This window comes from Streptomyces buecherae, assembly GCF_014295035.1.
GTDB lineage: Bacteria > Actinomycetota > Actinomycetes > Streptomycetales > Streptomycetaceae > Streptomyces > Streptomyces youssoufiensis.
The window spans coordinates 1,959,410-1,978,050 of sequence record NZ_CP060404.1 but is presented as its reverse complement, the minus strand read 5'-3'; the positions used below and the strand labels follow the sequence as shown (position 1 = coordinate 1,978,050).

The 18,641-nt window shown below is 71.0% G+C and carries 13 protein-coding genes; 8 read left to right on the top strand and 5 right to left on the bottom strand.

The features are described 5' to 3' along the window. Positions 1–39: 39 nt before the first annotated feature. A complete protein-coding gene (locus H7H31_RS07200) occupies positions 40–663 on the top strand; it encodes a hypothetical protein (RefSeq protein WP_187064385.1) in 624 nt (207 codons plus the stop codon). Between the two features lie 202 nt (positions 664–865). On the opposite strand, the gene H7H31_RS07195 is transcribed toward H7H31_RS07200, so the two are convergent. Next, entirely contained in the window at positions 866–1,486 is a 621-nt protein-coding gene (locus H7H31_RS07195; RefSeq protein WP_187064384.1) for a hypothetical protein, read from the bottom strand. Positions 1,487–1,691: 205 nt separating this feature from the next. Beyond that, complete coding sequence (locus H7H31_RS07190; protein WP_187064383.1) at positions 1,692–3,857, bottom strand: RecQ family ATP-dependent DNA helicase; 2,166 nt, start codon at positions 3,855–3,857, stop codon at positions 1,692–1,694. A 153-nt stretch (positions 3,858–4,010) separates the two neighbouring features. Between H7H31_RS07190 and H7H31_RS07185 the strand changes: the two genes are divergently transcribed. The 6 genes from H7H31_RS07185 to H7H31_RS07160 all read left to right on the top strand — a co-directional run bounded on the left by H7H31_RS07185 (position 4,011) and on the right by H7H31_RS07160 (position 13,184). Next, complete coding sequence (locus H7H31_RS07185) at positions 4,011–5,603, top strand: DUF4192 domain-containing protein (RefSeq protein WP_187064382.1); 1,593 nt, start codon at positions 4,011–4,013, stop codon at positions 5,601–5,603. 728 nt (positions 5,604–6,331) lie between these two features. Then, positions 6,332–7,093 (top strand): NUDIX hydrolase, encoded by a 762-nt coding sequence (locus H7H31_RS07180; RefSeq protein ID WP_187064381.1) that lies wholly within the window; start codon positions 6,332–6,334, stop codon positions 7,091–7,093. A gap of 117 nt (positions 7,094–7,210) precedes the next feature. Continuing rightward, positions 7,211–9,226 (top strand): ATP-binding cassette domain-containing protein, encoded by a 2,016-nt coding sequence (locus H7H31_RS07175; protein WP_187064380.1) that lies wholly within the window; start codon positions 7,211–7,213, stop codon positions 9,224–9,226. 152 nt (positions 9,227–9,378) lie between these two features. Then, positions 9,379–10,317, top strand: coding sequence for a FadR/GntR family transcriptional regulator (locus H7H31_RS07170; RefSeq protein WP_269475442.1), 939 nt, complete (start codon positions 9,379–9,381; stop codon positions 10,315–10,317). Positions 10,318–10,672: 355 nt separating this feature from the next. Further along, positions 10,673–12,229, top strand: coding sequence for an RNA polymerase sigma factor (locus H7H31_RS07165; RefSeq protein ID WP_187064379.1), 1,557 nt, complete (start codon positions 10,673–10,675; stop codon positions 12,227–12,229). 136 nt (positions 12,230–12,365) lie between these two features. Next, positions 12,366–13,184, top strand: coding sequence for a serine protease (locus H7H31_RS07160; protein WP_187064378.1), 819 nt, complete (start codon positions 12,366–12,368; stop codon positions 13,182–13,184). Positions 13,185–13,307: 123 nt separating this feature from the next. Here the strand turns inward: H7H31_RS07160 and H7H31_RS07155 are convergent, their stop codons facing one another. After that, a complete protein-coding gene (locus H7H31_RS07155) occupies positions 13,308–13,532 on the bottom strand; it encodes a DUF7455 domain-containing protein (protein WP_187064377.1) in 225 nt (74 codons plus the stop codon). Positions 13,533–13,963: 431 nt separating this feature from the next. Here H7H31_RS07155 and H7H31_RS07150 point away from each other — a divergent pair, with 431 nt between their 5' ends. Further along, positions 13,964–16,084, top strand: coding sequence for a DNA gyrase/topoisomerase IV subunit B (locus tag H7H31_RS07150; RefSeq protein ID WP_176164505.1), 2,121 nt, complete (start codon positions 13,964–13,966; stop codon positions 16,082–16,084). A gap of 279 nt (positions 16,085–16,363) precedes the next feature. On the opposite strand, the gene H7H31_RS07145 is transcribed toward H7H31_RS07150, so the two are convergent. Together H7H31_RS07145 and H7H31_RS07140 are read right to left on the bottom strand one after the other, a co-directional pair. Then, a complete protein-coding gene (locus tag H7H31_RS07145) occupies positions 16,364–17,044 on the bottom strand; it encodes a response regulator (RefSeq protein WP_176164506.1) in 681 nt (226 codons plus the stop codon). Then, positions 17,041–18,633, bottom strand: coding sequence for an ATP-binding protein (locus H7H31_RS07140; protein ID WP_232109726.1), 1,593 nt, complete (start codon positions 18,631–18,633; stop codon positions 17,041–17,043). Before H7H31_RS07140 ends, H7H31_RS07145 begins: the two co-directional genes overlap by 4 nt. Positions 18,634–18,641: the final 8 nt, after the last annotated feature.

Here is an 18,641-nt window from a genome sequence, read left to right as displayed (position 1 = left end):
GCCGACGCGCTCCGCGTCGGCGTTTGATAGACATCACATATGCCTCTCATCCCCGAGGAGCCTCAGATTCACGAGAGTGTCCCGGGTCCCCGCGTAGCGCCGGCCTCCGGCCATGCCGCGTCGACCCCTCGTCCTGTTCCCGGTCCCCGGCCCGTTCCGATGCGGCCTGGCCGCCCCGGACCGAAGCGCGGGCCGGCGGCCCCGGCCCAGCGCACGCCAGCGGATGCCGCGCGGCCCACGCCTGCCGTTCCCCTCGTCCCGTCCAAGACGTCGGCCAAGACGCAACTCCAGCTCATCCCCGCCTCTGAGCAGGGCGCGCTGGACGCTGCGGACGAGGCCGTCGATCTGCTGCTGGAATCCGGTCGCGCGCCTGGCGATGTGCTGGTGCTCACGACGGGAGACCCGCATCCGTGGGCCGCGCACGAACTGTCCTTCGGTGAGGCGTCGTACTGGGCCCAGCACGACGCGAGCGACGACGTCTTCTACGCCGCCGCCGACGCGGGCCGGGCCACCGGACGCCCGGTGGTGGTCGTGGCCGTCAACGGCGGCGCGGACACAGACGTGGCCCGGCTGCTGCCTCAGGCGATGGCTCGCGCCGGCGTGCTGCTCATCGTCTGCGGTGACCCGCAGCGGATCAACACCATGCTGACCGCGAGCGTCTAGCCTCCAGCGGCCCGCGACACTGGTCCAGCCCGCGACGCTGGCCGACATACGTACCCGAGCCGGGCGCCCTCTCACCGAGGGCGCCCGGCTAACGGCGTTCCCTCCGGCTGTGTCCGCGTTTCGCGCTCAGGGTGGTCGGCAGGGGCGTAGCAGCCGAGTTGCCCCATGAGCAACACGTGTGACAGCCCCGCCCGCGGGGCGGTCAGCACGCCGCCGTCGGCCGCAGGTTTTCGGTGGAGGCGCCGCCCGTTCCGCGGGGAGGGGCGACGTTGCTCGGCGTCTCCGGCTCCTCCGGTATGAGCTTGTCAACTGGCGAGCCCACGTACGGACGTCGTCCCCCGCGCCCGTCGCCCAGCACCTGCCAGCCGTGAGGCGTCATCGTGATGTAGGCACCGCAGCGCAGGCCGTGCAGGGTGCACGCGTCCCGCAGCCCCCACATCCAGGCCCCGTCCTCTTCCGTCCAGCCGCCGTCCCCGCCGCGGCAGTACATCAGGACCGCCGTACGTGCCGGGCTCCGCAGTCGCAGGTCGTGCGGGATGATCCGGCGTAGCCGTGCCAGCAGCCCGTTACGCAACTCCCAGCCATCCGCGACGTCGGCGCGCTGGCGGAACGAAGCACTGGCCGCCAGCCGCCCGTCCTGCTGTAGTACGCCCACGACCGCGGTGGACAACGTGGGTGCGTGCCGGGCGTACAGGCCGCTGACCAGCTCGCGAGGGTTGGAGAGTAGGGGGATGCCGGCGGCAGCCCACTCGGAGGATTCGAGTATGCGTCCCAGCCGGTGGGAGGGGTCGGACGCGGGGGGCGGGGCGAAGCCGAAGGCCACGGTCCTCCCTTCGTTGTGTGCCCGGGCCGGGCGGCGAGCATGGTTCACACGGCAGCACCCAGCCCTGGGGACGCCACGACCGAAGAGCCAGTTCAATTCTCGCGGTCACGGTGAACGGCGGCAACGAACAGCCGCGTTCAGTGACCGCTATCTAGCTATATGCCCCTCATGTTTCTGGCTGACGCGCCGCTCGGCGCGCCATGCGTCACCCCTGCACCGCGAGAACCAGCGGAAACACCGCTTGCGCGCCGGCTTGGCGAAGCAGTCGAGCCGCGACCGCGAGGGTCCAGCCGGTGTCCGTGTAGTCGTCCACGAGAAGTACCGGGCCATCGGACGAGGCCAGTGCCTGGGCCAGGGCCGGGGGGACGGTCAACGCGCCGTCCAGGGCCCGCAGCCGTTGGGCGCTGTTGGTGCGCGGCACGCGCGTGTCGACCCCGTCGTCCCGATAGGCGACGGTGCCCAGCAGCGGCATGCGGCCGACGGTCGCGATCCGGTCGCCGAGGGACTGGATGAGCTGTGGCCTGCTCCGTGAGGCCACGGTGACCACGCCTATCGGTCGGCTTGGCGCATCGGGAGCGTTGGAGGCCCAACCTCCCGGCCCGCGGGCCCAGTCAGCGATCACGGTGACCACCGCGTTGGCGACGTCGTCGGGCACCTTGTCGTCCGGTGACTGCGGCGCGAGAAGGGGGCGAAGGCGATTGCCCCATCCGATGTCGGACAACCGGCCGAGGGCCCGACCGGGGGCGGCCTGCTCACCGGCGGGAATCCTGCCCTTGAGGCTGACCCCGATGGCGGGTAGGCCCGTGGGCCACATGCGACGTGGCTCCACCTCCACTCCCGGCCGGCCGAGCTCGCCCTGTGCCGTCTGGAGCGCGGCGGCGGAAACGTCGACGGAGAACCTGGCGCCTGCGCAGTTGTCGCAACGCCCACACGGCTGCGCTGTCTCGTCGTCCAGTTGCCGGCGTAGAAACTCCATGCGGCACTCCGTCGTGGACGCGTACGCGCGCATCGCCTCCTGCTCGGCCGCGCGCTGTCGCGCCACCCAGGCGTACCGCTCCGCGTCGTACGTCCACGGCTGCCCGGTGGACGTCCAGCCTCCGCGTACTCGACGCACCGCGCCATCCACGTCGAGCACCTTCAACATCGTCTCCAACCGGGAGCGGCGCAGCTCGACTTGGGGTTCCAGGGCGGGCAGGGACAACGGGCGGTCGGCCGCCGCCAGCACGTCGAGGGTGCGGCGCACCTGCTCCTCGGAGGGGAAGGCCAGGGAAGCGAAGTACCGCCAGATCGCCTCGTCCTCGCGGCCCGGCAACAGAAGCACCTCGGCGTGCTCAACCCCTCGGCCCGCTCGGCCTACCTGCTGGTAGTAGGCGATCGGTGACGCGGGCGAACCCAGGTGCACCACGAATCCGAGGTCCGGTTTGTCGAATCCCATGCCGAGCGCGGACGTGGCCACCAGTGCCTTGACGCGGTTCGCCAGGAGGTCGGCCTCCGCGGCCCGGCGATCCGCGTCCTCCGTCTTGCCTGAGTACGAGGCCACGTGGTGCCCGCTGCGGCGCAGGTACGTGGTCACCTCGTCCGCTGCCGCGACGGTGAGGGTGTAGATGATGCCGGAGCCCGGCAACTCGTCGAGGTGGTCGGCGAGCCAGGCCAGGCGATGTGCCGCGTCCGGGAGGTTCAGCACGCCGAGACTCAGGCTCTCCCGGTCCAGCGAACCCCGTAGCACCAACGTCTGCGTCAACCCGCCTCCCGTGCCCAACTGCTCGGCGACATCGGCGGTGACGCGGGCGTTGGCCGTCGCCGTGGTGGCCAGCACGGGCACGTCAGGTGGTAGGTCGGCCAGCATGGTGCGCAGACGGCGGTAGTCGGGGCGGAAGTCATGGCCCCAGTCGGAGATGCAGTGCGCCTCGTCGACGACGAGCAGACCCGTCGACGCGGAGAGTTTGGGCAGCACCTGATCACGGAAGTCGGGGTTGTTGAGGCGCTCAGGGCTCACGAGGAGGACGTCCACCGCCCCCGCAGCGACCTCCTCTTGGACGGTCTCCCATTCCTCGGTGTTCGCGGAGTTGATGGTGCGCGCCCGAATCCCCGCGCGCTCGGCGGCCTCGACCTGGTTACGCATCAGCGCGAGGAGCGGCGAGACGATCACTGTGGGCCCGCTACCGCGCTCTCGCAGCAGTGCGGTCGCCACGAAGTAGACCGCGGACTTCCCCCAACCGGTGCGCTGGACGACCAGTGCCCTGCGGTGGTCGGCTACCAGGGCCTCGATGGCTCGCCACTGGTCCTCGCGCAGCCTGGCCGTACCCGTCGTGTCACCGACGAGGCGGGCCAGGACGCGGTCGGCTGAGACGCGGAGTTCGTCGTTGGTCATGCCCCCATGCAACCTGATGCCACTGACATCGCGCGAATGAGTCCTGCCGCCTGTGGATAACTTCGCTAGAAGTTCAATTAGTACGACAATCTTCCAATCTGCGAGTTATCCACAGGGCTGGTGGGATCTTGCCGCCCACGCGACTCTCGTGCCATGACGAACCGCAACGAACCCTTCGGTCCTGCCGGCTCCTCCGACTCCTCACCCTCGCGTCATCCCTCGCTCGCCTCTGACCTGGAGCAAGTCACTCTCCGTAGCCCGGCGGAGCTCGCTGACGCCCTTCCGTACCTCATGGGCTTCTATCCCACTGACAGCGTGGTCATGATCGCGCTACACGGTGAGAAGGGACGCTTCGGGGGCAGGCTGCGCCTGGGCATTCCGGCCATCCCCGAGGACTGGCCGGACATGTGCGACCAGCTCGCCGACTGCCTGATCACCGGCTGCCGTGGACGAGGCCACCAGGTCACGGGCGTCATCATCTTCGTCTGCCAGGACCCTGAGCAGGGGGACAGCGGACGCCAGGTGATGGAACGGCTCCGCCCACTCGTCCAGCGGCTGCGTGTGGCGTGCGGAAAGCTGGAGGCCCCCGTTCTGGAGGCACTCTGCATCTCCGCGGGGACCTTCTGGTCGTACTGCTGCCCTGGCGAGCGTTGCTGCCCTCACGAGGGGACGCCGCTCGTCATGCCCGGCACGTCTGCGATGGCTGCCGCCGCCACCTACGCAGGAATCCAGGTCCGTGGCTCGCTACGACAAATGGAGGCCCGGCTGACGCCACTGCCCACCACACGCCTACCCGAGCAGGAGCGGGCGCTGGACGCTGCCGCAGGCACCCTCGTCTCCAAAATGCTCGGAGACTCCGCCCTCGCCGTGCGCGGGCGAACGCTGGACCTGGCGGCAGGGGCGCTCAAGCGCTTCAAAGAGGCGGACCCGGTCTCCGGACGTGCGGCGGCGGACGACCGCGATGACGACCTTCTCGCACAGGACGAGGCGGCCGAGATGATCCTCGGCCTGCAAGACCGCGTCACGCGCGACCGAGCCGCGGAGTGGATGGAGGGGCCGGAGGCGGAGCCCGCACTGCGGCTGTGGCGAGCCCTCGCGCGTCGTTGCGTGGGCGCCTACGCGGAGCACGCTGCCGCGCCGCTCACCCTGGCGGGCTGGGTCGCCTGGTCGCTGGGGGACGAGCCCGAGGCCCGGGTCGCTCTCAGCCGAGCCCTGCACGCCGATCCCGACTACGTCTTCGCCCGGCTGTTGCACCAGGCGTGCAACGAGGGGATCGACCCCGAGCTGCTCCGCCGGTCGCTACGAGAGGAGCAGGCGGGACGCTCGGCGGACGGCGCACTGCGAAGCGCGGTCCGGGAGGAGCTGCGCCGGATCGACGCGCGGAAGGACCGGCAGGCTCGGCCACGGCGGAGCGGTCCGCGATCCGTGGCGCAGTGCGTGAGCCTCCAGAAGCCCGATCCCAAGACATCGAAGCGGGACGCCCAGGCCGCGACGGCGAGCGGGCAGACATGCGAGCAGGGCGCCACTCCTCTCGCGACCAGGTCTCCCGGAGACCAAGAGGCGACCACACCGACATCGGCCCTCCGGCCGACGGTGCCCCGTCAGCGACGTCGTAGCGCATCGTCGCGGCCTGCCAGGGGAAGCCGCCCCGCTACGCGACGCGATGTGGGGGAGACCCGTGGGCCAGCGGGTAGGCCCCGGGTGCGCCGCCACGGCGGGCCGCGCGACACCAACGGCACGAGCTAGCTGTATTGCCCTGGGGTTGGGGACGTGGCCGGCGCCTACCTCGCGGAGCGCCTGAGCCCGTCCCGTAGAGAACCAATACGTCGCCGCGAGCGGCAGGGGCGGGAGCGATGGACCTCGCCTCGGCCCGCGGCAGGCGCCTCGCCAGGTCGACCACACCACGACCGTGACAAGCGCCGCGCGCAGCGCGACCGCCTCTGAGCCGTTCCGTGTCGATCAGGCGGATCGTCTACGCGGACACAGGTTGAGCCGAAGGGGGGCGCATGCTGGGCTCGCCGCTCGCCGCTCGCCGCTCGCCGCTCGCCGCTCGCCGCTCGCCGCTCGTGGCAGAGCTGAGGGCCTCCGTGACGCTTCGAGGGCCCGGTCCGGCGCCCCCGTCGTCTGGCGGCAGGTGCCGGCATCTCCACGCGTCACGCGAGGAGGGCGTCGACGCATCGCCTGATCGGGCGACCGCGCCGGTGTCGCGCGCCGCACAAGCCGCGCGGCGGGGCTTGGCGGCCGTGAGTCGAGCGCCCTGATTGAGCAGCGAGGGGCGGGATGCGGGCGAGAGGGGACCTGGTCGGGGAGCAGGGCAGCCGGCAGTGGTGGAACGGCAGTTGGGAGACCTCCGTGAGTGAGCGACGATGCGTGGCGGCGTGGGTGGTGGCGATGTTGCGCGCGCTCGCTCGGTGGGTTGTGCCAAGACAATGCAGCGGCCTTTTTATCGTCAGGCAGACGACTATGATCCCCCCATGCCCTACGACCCGTCGGCCTTTCCGCCCTTCGCCGTCACTGTCGATCTGGTCGTGCTCACCGTGCGACAGCACGCGCTCTGCGCACTCGTCGTCCGCCGTGGCGAGCAGCCGCACCAGGGGCGTTGGGCCCTACCGGGCGGGTTCGTTCGCGGAGATGAGGATCTGTCAGCCGCCGCCGCGCGCGAGCTCACCGAGGAAACCGGCCTCCTCGCCCACGACCCGACACACCCCGCGCCGCCGAACGCCGCGCATCTGGAGCAGTTGGCCACCTACGGTGACCCCAAGCGCGACCCTCGGATGCGTGTGGTCAGCGTGGCGCACCTGGCGCTCGCTCCCGACCTCCCGGCTCCTCGGGCGGGCGGCGACGCGCACAGCGCGCGCTGGGCTCCCGTCGAGTCGTTGCTCAGACAGGAGGACACGTTCGGGCGCGAGGCCGGGCATGGCGAGCCGCTCGCCTTCGACCACGCTCGGATTCTCGCGGACGGCGTGGAGCGAGCGCGTTCGAAGATCGAGTACTCCTCGCTCGCCACCGCGTTCTGCCCGCGCGAGTTCACCGTCGGCGAGCTGCGCCGCGTGTACGAGGCGGTGTGGGGTGTGGCGCTCGACCCGCGCAACTTCCACCGCAAGGTCACCGGTACGCCAGGGTTTCTCGTACCCACCGGGGGCACGACGACGCGCCAGGGTGGTCGGCCCGCGCAACTGTTCAGGGCCGGCGGTGCGACCCTCCTGAACCCGCCGATGTTGCGTCCCGAGGTGTGACACTACGGCGTTGCAAAGGTTGCGTATGCGGAGAAGATAGGACAGATGGGGTTACGGTGCTGCGATAGCCCATATCCCACGTGCCGCAGTGCGGTCTCATGCCTCGCGAGAGAAGCCATGATCCAGGCCATCGGGCTGACCAGTGCCCCCCGTCGCAACCAGCCGCCCGTCGTCGACGACCTCACCTTCGAAGCGCGTCCGGGACTCGTCACCGTTCTGTTCGGGGCGCCAGGTGCCGGGAAGAGCACCGCGCTGCGTCTGTTGTTGCAACTGGAGTCCGGGCGTGGTCTCGCACTCTTCCGTGGCCGCCCCCTGCACCGGGTGCCGCACCCCGCGCGCGAAGTCGGAGTGGTGCTCGGCGATGTTCCGGGCCACCCCGCGCGGACCGCGCGGCGGCACCTCGGGATGCTCACGGCGGCTGCCGGGGTGCCGGTCGGGCGCGCGGACGAGGTGCTGGAGCTCGTGGGCTTGAGCAGCCTTGCCGAGCAGCGGCTGGGCGACTACTCGCGCGGCATGGACCGCCGCCTCGGCCTGGCGTGCGCGCTCCTCGGTGACCCGCACGCGCTGGTCCTCGACGAACCCGTGCGTGACCTGTCGCCCCGCGAGACCACCTGGCTGCACGGCCTGCTGCGTGGCTACGCGGACCAGGGCGGCGCGGTGCTCGTCACCACGAGCGAACCCCGGGGCCTGGATCGCTTCGCCGACCGGGTGATCAGCGTCGAGGGAGGGCGACTGGCCGCTGATCAGAGCGCCGCCGACTTCGCCCGTACCCGGTTGCGGCCGCGCGTCGTGGTGCGCTCGCCGTTCGCCGACCGCCTTGCCGCCCTGTTGGCGCAGGAGGCGCGTGCCACCGGGGAGCGGATCGAGGTGGTGCCCGAGGGGAGTGGTCGCATCGCCGTGTACGGCAGCAGTTGCGCGGCCGTAGGCGAGCTCGCCTATCGCAACGGCATCCTCGTGCACCGCCTCGCGGACGAGTTCGGGGTTCCGAGCCTGACCACACCGGGGAGACGGGATGCCGACCGTCGTCAGACCCCGGCTCAGGCGCCGGAACGCGTCACGCTTCTGACCCGTGCTGGCGATTCACCCGAGCACGGCACCGCCCCGGTCGAGGCGCTTCCCGAGGCCGCGCGGCTGGCTGTCGCGGACGAGCCGGCGTGCGCCTCGCAGCCCGACGGCCCCGTCGTGGCCGGTCGCGGCTCGTGGGTGGGCTTCGGCGGCGCCGGGGGAGTGGCCGGCGGTGGCGCGCCCTGGCCCACGCCGGCGGACGAACCGACCTCCCCAGGGCGCGGGGTGCCGGCCTCGCGGGCCTTGACGCTCACCCGGTTCCCCCCGCCGGGGCCGGCCTGGCCAGTGCGCTACGAGCTACGTCGCGTGTTCGGCGTGAGCACTGCCTGGTACGTAGCGGCCGCGACGCTCGTCGCCTCGCTCCTCGCCGGCGCGCTGCTTGCCCGTACGGGGGACGCGGCGGCGGCCCGACTGTTCACCGGGTGGCCGAGGTCGCTCCCCCTGCCGCCCGTGGCCGTGGGCGCCGGGCTGCTCGGCGCGCTCGCCTTCGGGCAGGAGTACCGCTACCCCGCCCTGGCCCCGACGCAGGGAGCCGTTCCGCGACGGCTGGCCCTCCTCGGCGCGAAGTCGCTGGTCTGGTCGGGCGGCGCGGTGTTGCTCGCGACCATCGCGGCGCTGGCCAACGGGGCGGCGCTGTGGGTTCTGTACGGCCCGGACGTGGCCAGGCCGCCAGCGGACTGGCCCGCACTGCTGGGCGGCTGGTGCCTGCTGGCGGTCGGCTGCGCGTGGGTGGGGCTGCTGGCCGCGGCGGTGCTCCGCTCCACGCTGCTGGGGCTCGGAGCGGCCCTGACCGTGCCGCTGCTCGCGCTGACATTCCTGCGACGGGCGGTGGACGAGCCGTCCGCGAGGTCGTTGGCCGGCATGTCGGACCGGGTGCGCGCGGCGACGTTGGTCGAATGGCCGTCCCTGCCGGACCGGGGCCTGGCCCTGGCCGCGCGACTGGCCAGCGAACCCGTGGCGCACGTGATGGCGCTCTCGATCTCCGTACTGTTGTGCGCTTATGTGCTCACGGCGCTCCGTGGCCGTCCGCGCCCGGTCCGCGTCATGCGCTGGCAGCGCGCGAAATGAGCGCCGGCGGTCGATCTCGGTCGCGCAGGGGCCCGACCAGGGCGTACGCGGACGCACTCAAGGGCGCGTGAACTGTGCGCAACTCCCCATAGCTCGCTCACTTCTGTCCGATTGGACGTCAATTATGAGGTAATGGGCGATCACCCTTTCGTGTGCTTTTCACCAAAGACCTTAAGGGCCTTCGGAGCGTCGCCGACAAAGGATGCGTGAGTACCCTTGCGCACACCACCACGACCGCGGCTCGCCCCGCCGACTCCGGCCTCGCAGGCTCGGGCGAGCTTGACCGCTACCCCTACGCCGAGGCCCCCGGCGCCGAACGTGTCGCCCTCCCCGCCTGGGACGCGGACGCAGAGCTCGGCCGAGTGGGCAGGCGCTCCACCGGCAACCGTGGCCGCGGCCTGCACGGCCAACTCGTCCAGCAGCTAGGACAGATGATCGTTTCCGGCGACCTGGGGGCCGACCGGCCACTTGTCCCGGAGGAGATCGGTCAGCGCTTCGAGGTCTCGCGCACGGTCGTGCGCGAGTCCCTGCGAGTGCTGGAGGCCAAGGGCCTGGTCAGCGCCCGGCCCAACGTCGGCACCCGGGTCCGCCCGGTCAGCGACTGGAACCTGCTCGACCCCGACATCATCGAGTGGCGGGCGTTCGGGCCGCAGCGCGATGACCAGCGACGAGAGCTGTGCCAGTTGCGCTGGACCATCGAGCCGCTCGCCGCCCGGCTCGCCGCGGGCAATGGCCGCGAGGAAGGTAAGGAGCGGCTCGCCGAGGTCGTCGAGATCATGAGCCACGCGCTGGGGCAGGGTGACGCCCTGACCTACTCGCGGGCGGACGCCGAGTTCCACGCGGTGCTGCTCCAGGTCGCGGGCAATCGCATGCTGGAGCACCTGGCCGGCATCGTCGGCGCCGCGCTTCAGGTCTCTGGCGGCCCGGTCACCGGCTGTGACCGTTCCACCGAGGCGAGTGTGGGGCAGCACCGCCGGATCGTCGACGCGGTGAGCTCCGGCGACGGGGCCGGCGCGGAGGCCGCGATGGCTCAACTGCTCATGGTCCACCCCGAGGTCGATCGAGTGGTGCCCGCGCCGCGTGAGCACTGACCGCACCCCCTGGTGGGGGCGCTGACCCCCGTTGCCCGGTTGCGGTGACGTCGCCGAACCCTGTCCGGCTGGCCGGGACAGACTGTGGGTTCGGCGACGCGGCGGCCTCTGTCCGCTTACATGATGTTTTGGATCGCTATGTGGTGTGACTCGGGCCACGGTGATTGGGCGTAACGCTCTTTGAGGCAGCGCGATGACTAAAGAGGTGGCAGCCGAGGAGGAATACGGGCGTCGTTCGCGGCGCTGTTGTCCTCTGCGCCTCCACCTGCGCCGTCGGTTCATCCTTGCCGGCGGTCGTCGGCTCCGGTCTACGGACGGGGCCGGAAGCCGTTTCCATCGTTCCGAGAGGTTGTTCGTGTCGGCCAGCACATCCCGTACGCTCCCGTCGGAGATCGCCGAGTCCGAGTCTGTCATGGCGCTCATCGAGCGGGGAAAGGCTGAGGGGCAGATCGCCGGCGACGATGTGCGTCGGGCCTTCGAGGCTGACCAGATTCCGCCAACCCAGTGGAAGAATGTTCTGCGCAGCCTCAACCAGGTCCTCGACGAGGAGGGTGTGACGCTGATGGTCAGTGCCGCAGAGGCGCCGAAGCGCACCCGCAAGAGCGTCGCAGCGAAGAGCCCAGCCAAGCGCACCGCCACCAAGACCGTCGCGGCCAAGACGGTCGCCGCCAAGAAGACCACTGCCGCCGCGACCGCCTCGACGGCCACGGCCGACGACCGGGTGGGCGACGAGACCGAGGCAGCGCCCGCGAAGAAGGCCGCGGCGAAGAAGGCCGCGACCAAGAAGGCGGTGGCGAAGAAGGCGCCCGCCAAGAAGGCCGCCGCGAAGAAGGCGACGTCCAAGAAGGACGCCGACGAACTCCTCGACGGCGACGAACCCATCGAGGAGCCGCAGGCCGCGGGCAAGGCCGAGGGTGGCGAGGGGGAGCCCGAGAACCAGGGCTTCGTCCTCTCCGACGACGACGAGGACGACGCGCCGGCCCAGCAGGTCGCCGCGGCCGGCGCCACCGCCGACCCCGTCAAGGACTACCTCAAGCAGATCGGCAAGGTTCCCCTCCTCAACGCCGAGCAGGAGGTCGAGCTCGCCAAGCGGATCGAGGCGGGCCTGTTCGCCGAGGACAAGCTGGCCAACTCGGACAAGCTTGCCCCCAAGCTCAAGCGTGAGCTGGAGATCATCGCGGAGGACGGCCGCCGCGCCAAGAACCACCTCCTGGAGGCCAACCTCCGCCTGGTGGTCTCGCTTGCCAAGCGGTACACCGGCCGCGGAATGCTCTTCCTGGACCTCATCCAGGAGGGCAACCTCGGCCTGATTCGCGCGGTCGAGAAGTTCGACTACACGAAGGGCTACAAGTTCTCCACGTACGCCACGTGGTGGATTCGTCAGGCCATCACGCGCGCCATGGCCGACCAGGCCCGCACCATCCGTATCCCGGTGCACATGGTCGAGGTCATCAACAAGCTCGCCCGCGTCCAGCGGCAGATGCTCCAGGACCTGGGCCGCGAGCCCACTCCGGAGGAGCTGGCCAAGGAACTCGACATGACCCCGGAGAAGGTCATCGAGGTCCAGAAGTACGGCCGCGAGCCGATCTCGCTGCACACGCCGCTCGGTGAGGACGGCGACAGCGAGTTCGGTGACCTGATCGAGGACTCCGAAGCGGTCGTGCCCGCCGACGCGGTCAGCTTCACGCTGCTGCAGGAGCAGTTGCACTCCGTTCTCGACACGCTCAGCGAGCGAGAGGCCGGCGTGGTCTCCATGCGCTTCGGCCTCACGGACGGCCAGCCGAAGACGCTGGACGAGATCGGCAAGGTCTACGGGGTGACGCGTGAGCGCATCCGTCAGATCGAGTCGAAGACCATGTCGAAGCTACGTCACCCGTCTCGCTCCCAGGTGCTGCGCGACTACCTGGACTGATCGGCGGCCGTACGCTGCGCGTTTGCGGGCCGGGTCCTCCTCGGGAGGGCCCGGCCCGCTCGCTGTCCGGATGCGGGGCGCGCCCGTCTGGGTGACGCTGAGCGCACAGCTCACTCCGCTTGGTCAGGAGGCCCGCATGCGTACCCCGCTCTCTTCGCTGTCCACTTCTCTGCTCGCGGCGCTCGTGACCGTCCCGGCCCTGTCGGGGGCGGCGGCTGCGGACGGGGTCGTCATCGGGGGCCAGCCGGTGCAGGCCGCGGACGCGCCGTGGGCCGTCGCGCTGGGCAGCCGCGACCGGTTCGGTGAGGCACGCTCCGGCCAGTTCTGCGGTGGGGTGCTCGTCTCCCGGACCACGGTGATCACGGCGGCTCACTGTATGAGTCGCGAGGTGCTGGGCGTGGACCGTGGCGCGGTCGGTGACCTGCGGGCCATCGTGGGCCGTGGCGACCTGGGGAGCGGCCTGGGCGAAGAGGTCCCGCTGCGACGCGTGTGGGTCAACCCGGACTTCGATCCGGCGACGAACGCGGGGGACGTGGCCGTGCTCACGCTCGAACGGGAGCAGCCCGTGGAGCGGGTGATTCCGATGGCGAAAGAGGGCGACGCCGCCTATCGACCGGGCACGGCCGCGAAGGTCTACGGCTGGGGCGACACCACGGGTACGGGCAACTACTCCTCGCAGCTCATGGCGTCCGAGGTGAAGATGCTCGATGACAAGCGCTGCGAGGAGGCGTACCCAGGAACCAGCGAGGGCACCTTCGTGGCGCAGTCGATGGTGTGCGCCGGCGACCCGAGCGGTGGGCGGGACGCGTGTCAGGGGGACAGCGGCGGCCCGCTCGTGGCGAGGGGACGGTTGGTGGGGCTGGTCTCCTGGGGGAGCGGTTGCGCCCAACCAGGCAGCCCGGGGGTGTATACGCGGATCTCGGCCGTGGCTCCGCTGGTGGAGCGACACGGGTAGTCACGGGCCGCGGAGATACCGAGGGAGAGACGAGGAGGGCGGTCCCCCCGCGCTGCGGGGGCGACCGCCCGTCGCCGGCCAGGCCGGTCCTCGCTCGTCGTGGATGCGATGTGGCAGCGTTCCTCAGTCAGTGGACGCGGATGCCGGGGCAGCGGTGAGCCGCTCGGTCTCGTCCTGTATTTCCGCGGCGATCTTCTTGAGTTCTGGCTCGAACTTGCGCCCGTGGTGGGCGCAGAAGAGCAGTTCGCCACCACTTGTCAGCACGACGCGCAGATATGCCTGGGCGCCGCAACGATCGCAGCGGTCAGCGGCCGTCAGCGGGCTCGCGGGGGTCAGAACAGTAGTCACGTCGCCTCTTCTCTAGCTCGACGAGCTGTCGTACCAGGGTCAACATCCAACCAGGCCGAAAACGTTCCCGTTCGTGGCTTTCCCTTGAAATTTCTTTCCAAGTCGGCTGGATGGTGCCGGTTGGCGGCGAATGAGCCGTATTTCGCTGGCTTACGGTTTCACGTCGCTTGTCGGTCTTGTCCCGCCGGCTGGGTTGCCGGGTTGTTCATCAGGACGTGCCCGGAGCCTAAATGGTTCATGCCTCCTTGGGAACGTGATGTACGCGTCACCCCATCGAGGGATCGAACGTACGAGCGACTCTCGATTAGCATGGGCGTTCTCACGGGTGGCGGCACAAAGGCTCTACCAGGCATCTGTACGCTTCTGACGGCGCCCAGCCCACCCGTGAGCCCGGCCGAGGGCCAGTCGAAATTCAGCGAGGAGCGAACCGCGTGACCGCCGAGATGTCTGTGCCGTCCACTGCGCTGCTGACCGGAGCAGATCGGGGCGGCTCCAACTACACCGCGCGGCACCTGCTCGTCCTTGAGGGACTGGAAGCGGTGCGCAAGCGCCCGGGTATGTACATCGGCTCCACGGACAGCCGCGGCCTGATGCACTGCCTCTGGGAGATCATCGACAACTCCGTGGACGAGGCTCTGGGCGGGTACTGCGACCGCATCGAGGTCATCCTGCACGAGGACGGCTCGGTGGAGGTCAGGGACAACGGGCGGGGCATCCCCGTCGACGTCGAGCCCAAGACCGGCCTGTCGGGCGTCGAGGTCGTGATGACCAAGCTGCACGCGGGTGGCAAGTTCGGCGGCGGCTCGTACGCGGCGTCGGGCGGCCTGCACGGCGTCGGCGCCTCGGTGGTCAACGCCCTCTCCGCGCGGCTGGACGTCGAGGTGGACCGCGGGGGGGCCACGCACTCCATCAGCTTCCGCCGCGGCGTGCCGGGGATCTTCACCGAGTCCGGCCCGGACGCGCCCTTCGACCCGGCGAACGGCCTGCTCAAGGGCAAGCGCGTGCCGAAGAACCGGACCGGGACCCGGGTCCGGTACTGGGCGGACCGGCAGATCTTCCTCAAGGACGCGAAGCTCTCCCTGGACACGCTGCACGCCAGGGCGCGGCAGACGGCCTTCCTGGTGCCGGGGCTGACGTTGACCGTCCGGGACGAGCGGGGCGTCGAGGAGGACAAGCCGGTCGAGGAGACCTTCCGCTACGACGGCGGGATCAGCGAGTTCTGCGAGTACCTGGCGCAGGACAAGGCCGTCTGCGACACCCTGCGGCTGACCGGGCAGGGCAGCTTCAAGGAGACCGTCCCCGTCCTCGACGACCGGGGGCACATGACGCCCACCGAGGTCACCCGCGACCTGGGCGTGGACATCGCGCTGCGGTGGGGCACCGGCTACGACGCCACCGTGAAGTCGTTCGTCAACATCATCGCCACGCCCAAGGGCGGCACCCACGTCTCCGGTTTCGAGCGCTCGATCACCAAGACCGTCAACGAGGCGTTGCGCGCGGCCAAGGTGCTGCGCGTCTCCGAGGACGACGTGGTCAAGGACGACGCGATGGAGGGGCTCACCGCGGTCGTCACGGTCCGGCTCGCCGAGCCCCAGTTCGAGGGGCAGACCAAGGAGGTCCTTGGCACGTCGGCGGCCTCCCGGGTGGTCGCCAACGTGGTCGCCAAGGAGTTGAAGGCGTTCCTGGGCTCCTCCAAGCGGGACGTCAAGCAGCAGGCCAGGGCGGTGCTGGACAAGATCGTCGCCGCGGCGCGGACGCGCATCGCCGCTCGGCAGCACAAGGACGCGCAGCGCCGCAAGACCGCCCTCGAGTCGTCCTCGCTGCCGGCCAAGCTGGCCGACTGCCGCAGCGACGCGGTCGACCGCAGCGAACTGTTCATCGTCGAGGGTGACTCGGCGCTCGGCACCGCCAAGCTCGCCCGGAATTCCGAGTTCCAGGCGCTGCTGCCGATCCGCGGCAAGATCCTCAACGTCCAGAAGTCGTCCATCACGGACATGCTGAAGAACGCCGAGTGCGGCGCGATCATCCAGGTCATAGGGGCGGGGTCGGGCCGCACCTTCGACATCGACCAGGCCCGGTACGGCAAGGTCATCTTCCTGGCCGACGCCGACGTGGACGGGGCGCACATCCGCTGCCTGCTGCTGACGCTCTTCCAGCGCTACATGCGGCCCATGGTCGAGCAGGGGCGGGTCTTCTCCGCCGTGCCGCCGCTGCACCGGGTCGAGCTGATCCAGCCCAAGAAGGGCCAGGACAAGTACCTGTACACGTACTCGGACGACGAGCTGCGCCAGACGCTGCTGGAGCTGGAGCGCAAGAAGGTCCGCTACAAGGACAGCATCCAGCGCTACAAGGGCCTGGGCGAGATGGACGCCGACCAGCTCGCCGAGACGACGATGGACCCGCGCCACCGCACCCTGCGCCGGATCAACATCAGCGACCTGGAGGCGGCCGAGCGCGCCTTCGACCTGCTGATGGGCAACGAGGTGGCGCCGCGCAAGGAGTTCATCACCAGTTCGGCCGCGACGCTCGACCGGTCGCGGATCGACGCCTAGCCGGTAGGCGCCCGGAGGGGGGCGCGAGGCCGGGGACCCGACGCGTGCCCCGAGGGGTTCGGTGGCGCGCGGGCGCCCGCACGCCGGCTCGCTGGCGCCGTGGCGGCGCTCTACGGCCGTCCAGGGCGTCGGCGGGTCCGTGTCGGGGGCCTTACGCGGCGGAGGCCCCGGAGGGCCTGGTGAGGCGGCTCAGCGCCGGCCAGGGGGCGTACGGGGTGCGCGGCGGGGCGCCTGGATGGCCGGAGCCCGGGTGGGGGAGTGGCGGGGAGCTGGGGTTGGTCAGGGGGCGCGCCAGAGGTAGCGGTGTTCGGGGCGGCCGGTTTCGCCGTAGCGCAGGCTCAGGCGTACGCGGCCGGCGCGCTCAAGGAGCTTCAGGTACCGCTGGGCCGTCTGTCTGCTGAGCTGCGAGCGGTCGGCGACCTCCTGGGCGGACAGCGGGCCGTCGGCGCCGCGCAGGACCTGGCGTACGAGGTCCGCGGTCAGCGGGGAGTGGCCCTTGGGCAGTGCCGGGGGGCCGGCCGACGCGCCGCCGAGGGCGCCGAAGATGCGGTCGACCTGGTCCTGGCCGGCCTCCTCGTCGGTGGCCAGCGCGCGGCGCAGCGCGGCGTAGCCGTCGAGCTTGGCGCGCAGCCCGGCGAAGGTGAAGGGCTTCACGAGGTACTGCAGGGCGCCGTGGCGCATCGCGGCCTGGACGGTGGCGATGTCGCGTGCGGCCGTCACCATGATCACGTCGGTGTGGTGGCCGAGTTGGCGCAGTCGGGCCACGAGGGCGAGGCCGGTCTCGTCCGGTAGGTAGTGGTCCAGCAGCACCAGGTCCACATGGGTGCGTTCGAGGCAGGCCAGGGCCTCGGCGGCCGTGTGGGCGCGCCCGACGACGGTGAAGCCCGGTGTCTTCGTGACGTACGCAGCGTTGATGTCGGCCACCCGGACGTCGTCGTCCACGACCAGTACGTCGATCATCGAGGCTCCTCGGTGAGTGCGTCCGGCAGGATGATGGTGAACTCGGCGCCGCCGGCGGCCGGGGCGCTCACGCGTGCGCTGCCGCCCTGGCGCTCGGCGAGCCGGCGCACGAGAGCCAGCCCGATGCCACGCTTGCCGTGGGCCGGTGGCGTCTTGGTGGACCAGCCTTCGGTGAAGACCAGTTCGCGCTGGTCGGCGGGGATGCCGGGGCCGGAGTCGGTGACGCGGACCAGGATTGTGTCGCCCTCCGCGCACAGCTCGATCTCCACCCAGGGGTCCACCGCGCCGGGTGCCGCGTCGAGCGCGTTGTCGACCAGGTTGCCCACGATGGTGACCAGCCCCGGCGGGTCCACCACCCGGTCCGGCAGCCAGGTGTCCGGGGAGACGCGCAGCGAGACGCCACGCTCGGTGGCGACGGTGGCCTTGCCGACCAGCAGGGCGGCCAGCAGCGCGTCGTGGACGCGCTCGGTGACCTGTTCGGCCGTGGCCCGGTGCACGCCGACGGCCTCGGTGATGAACTCGGCCGCCTCCTCGTACAACCCGAGTTCCAGCAGTCCGAGGAGGGTGTGGAGCCGGTTGGCGTGTTCGTGGTCCTGGGCGCGCAGGGCGTCGATCAGGCCGCGGGTGCCGTCCAGCTCGCGGCCGAGCCGTTCGAGTTCGGTGCGGTCGCGGAGGGTGGCGACGGCGCCGCCGTCGTCGGTGGGCATGCGGTTGGCGACGAGCACCCGCCCGTTGCTGACGGTGAGCAGGTCGGCGCCGGTGACGCGGCCGGCGAGGACATCCGTCGTACGGCCGAGCGGAAGCACCTCGTCCAGCGGCCGTCCGGTGTCGCCCGGGCTGAGGTCGAGCAGGCGTTGCGCCTCGTCGTTCACCAGTCGAATCCGGCCGTTCTTGTCGAGGGCGAGCACGCCCTCGCGGATGCCGTGCAGCATGGCCTCGCGCTCGGCCAGCAGCGCGGAGATGTCCGAGAACGCGAGGTCGTGGGTGCGGCGCTGGAGCCGGCGGGCCACCAGGTAGGCGGCGACGGCGCCCACCGCGAGGGCGCCGCCCGCGTACGCCAGCAGCCCGGGCACGGCCGAAAGGAGTCGGTCCCGGACGTTCTCGTACGCGATGCCGACGGAGACGGCGCCGACGATGCGGCCGTGCTCGTCGCGCAGCGGGACCTTGCCGCGGGCGGAGCGGCCGAGCGTGCCGTGGTCGATCTCCATCAGCTCGCGCCCGGCGAGCACCTCGCTGGGGTCGGTGGAGACCCGCTTGCCGATCTCGCCCGGCGAGGTGTGGGACCAGCGCACCCCCCGACGGTCCATGATCACGACGTACTCGGCTCCGGTGGAGCGCCGGATCGCCTCCGCCTCGGCCTGTACCGGCCCGCGTGCCGACGGGCGTCCCGTCCGCAGCTCGTCGTCGAGGTGGGGGCGGGTGGCGGTGGTCTGCGCGATGGCCAGTGCCCGGCGCATGGCCTGGTCGTCCAGTTGTGAGCTGAGCGGTGCGAGGAAGAGGCCGGTGGCCAGGGCCGTGACGCCGGTGGCGATGGCCAACTGCATGAGCAGCACCTGTGAGAAGACGCGCCGGGGCCACCCGATCCGCATCCGTCCGC

What these genes read in the sequence shown, in the direction of transcription:
- H7H31_RS07200 (WP_187064385.1), top strand. Translation starts at nt 40, where the DNA reads ATGCCTCTCATCCCCGAGGAGCCTCAGATTCACGAGAGTGTCCCGGGT.
- H7H31_RS07185 (WP_187064382.1), top strand. Translation starts at nt 4,011, where the DNA reads ATGACGAACCGCAACGAACCCTTCGGTCCTGCCGGCTCCTCCGACTCC.
- H7H31_RS07140 (WP_232109726.1), bottom strand. Translation starts at nt 18,633, where the DNA reads ATGCGGATCGGGTGGCCCCGGCGCGTCTTCTCACAGGTGCTGCTCATG.
- H7H31_RS07180 (WP_187064381.1), top strand. Translation starts at nt 6,332, where the DNA reads ATGCCCTACGACCCGTCGGCCTTTCCGCCCTTCGCCGTCACTGTCGAT.
- H7H31_RS07175 (WP_187064380.1), top strand. Translation starts at nt 7,211, where the DNA reads ATGATCCAGGCCATCGGGCTGACCAGTGCCCCCCGTCGCAACCAGCCG.
- H7H31_RS07145 (WP_176164506.1), bottom strand. Translation starts at nt 17,044, where the DNA reads ATGATCGACGTACTGGTCGTGGACGACGACGTCCGGGTGGCCGACATC.
- H7H31_RS07190 (WP_187064383.1), bottom strand. Translation starts at nt 3,857, where the DNA reads ATGACCAACGACGAACTCCGCGTCTCAGCCGACCGCGTCCTGGCCCGC.
- H7H31_RS07160 (WP_187064378.1), top strand. Translation starts at nt 12,366, where the DNA reads ATGCGTACCCCGCTCTCTTCGCTGTCCACTTCTCTGCTCGCGGCGCTC.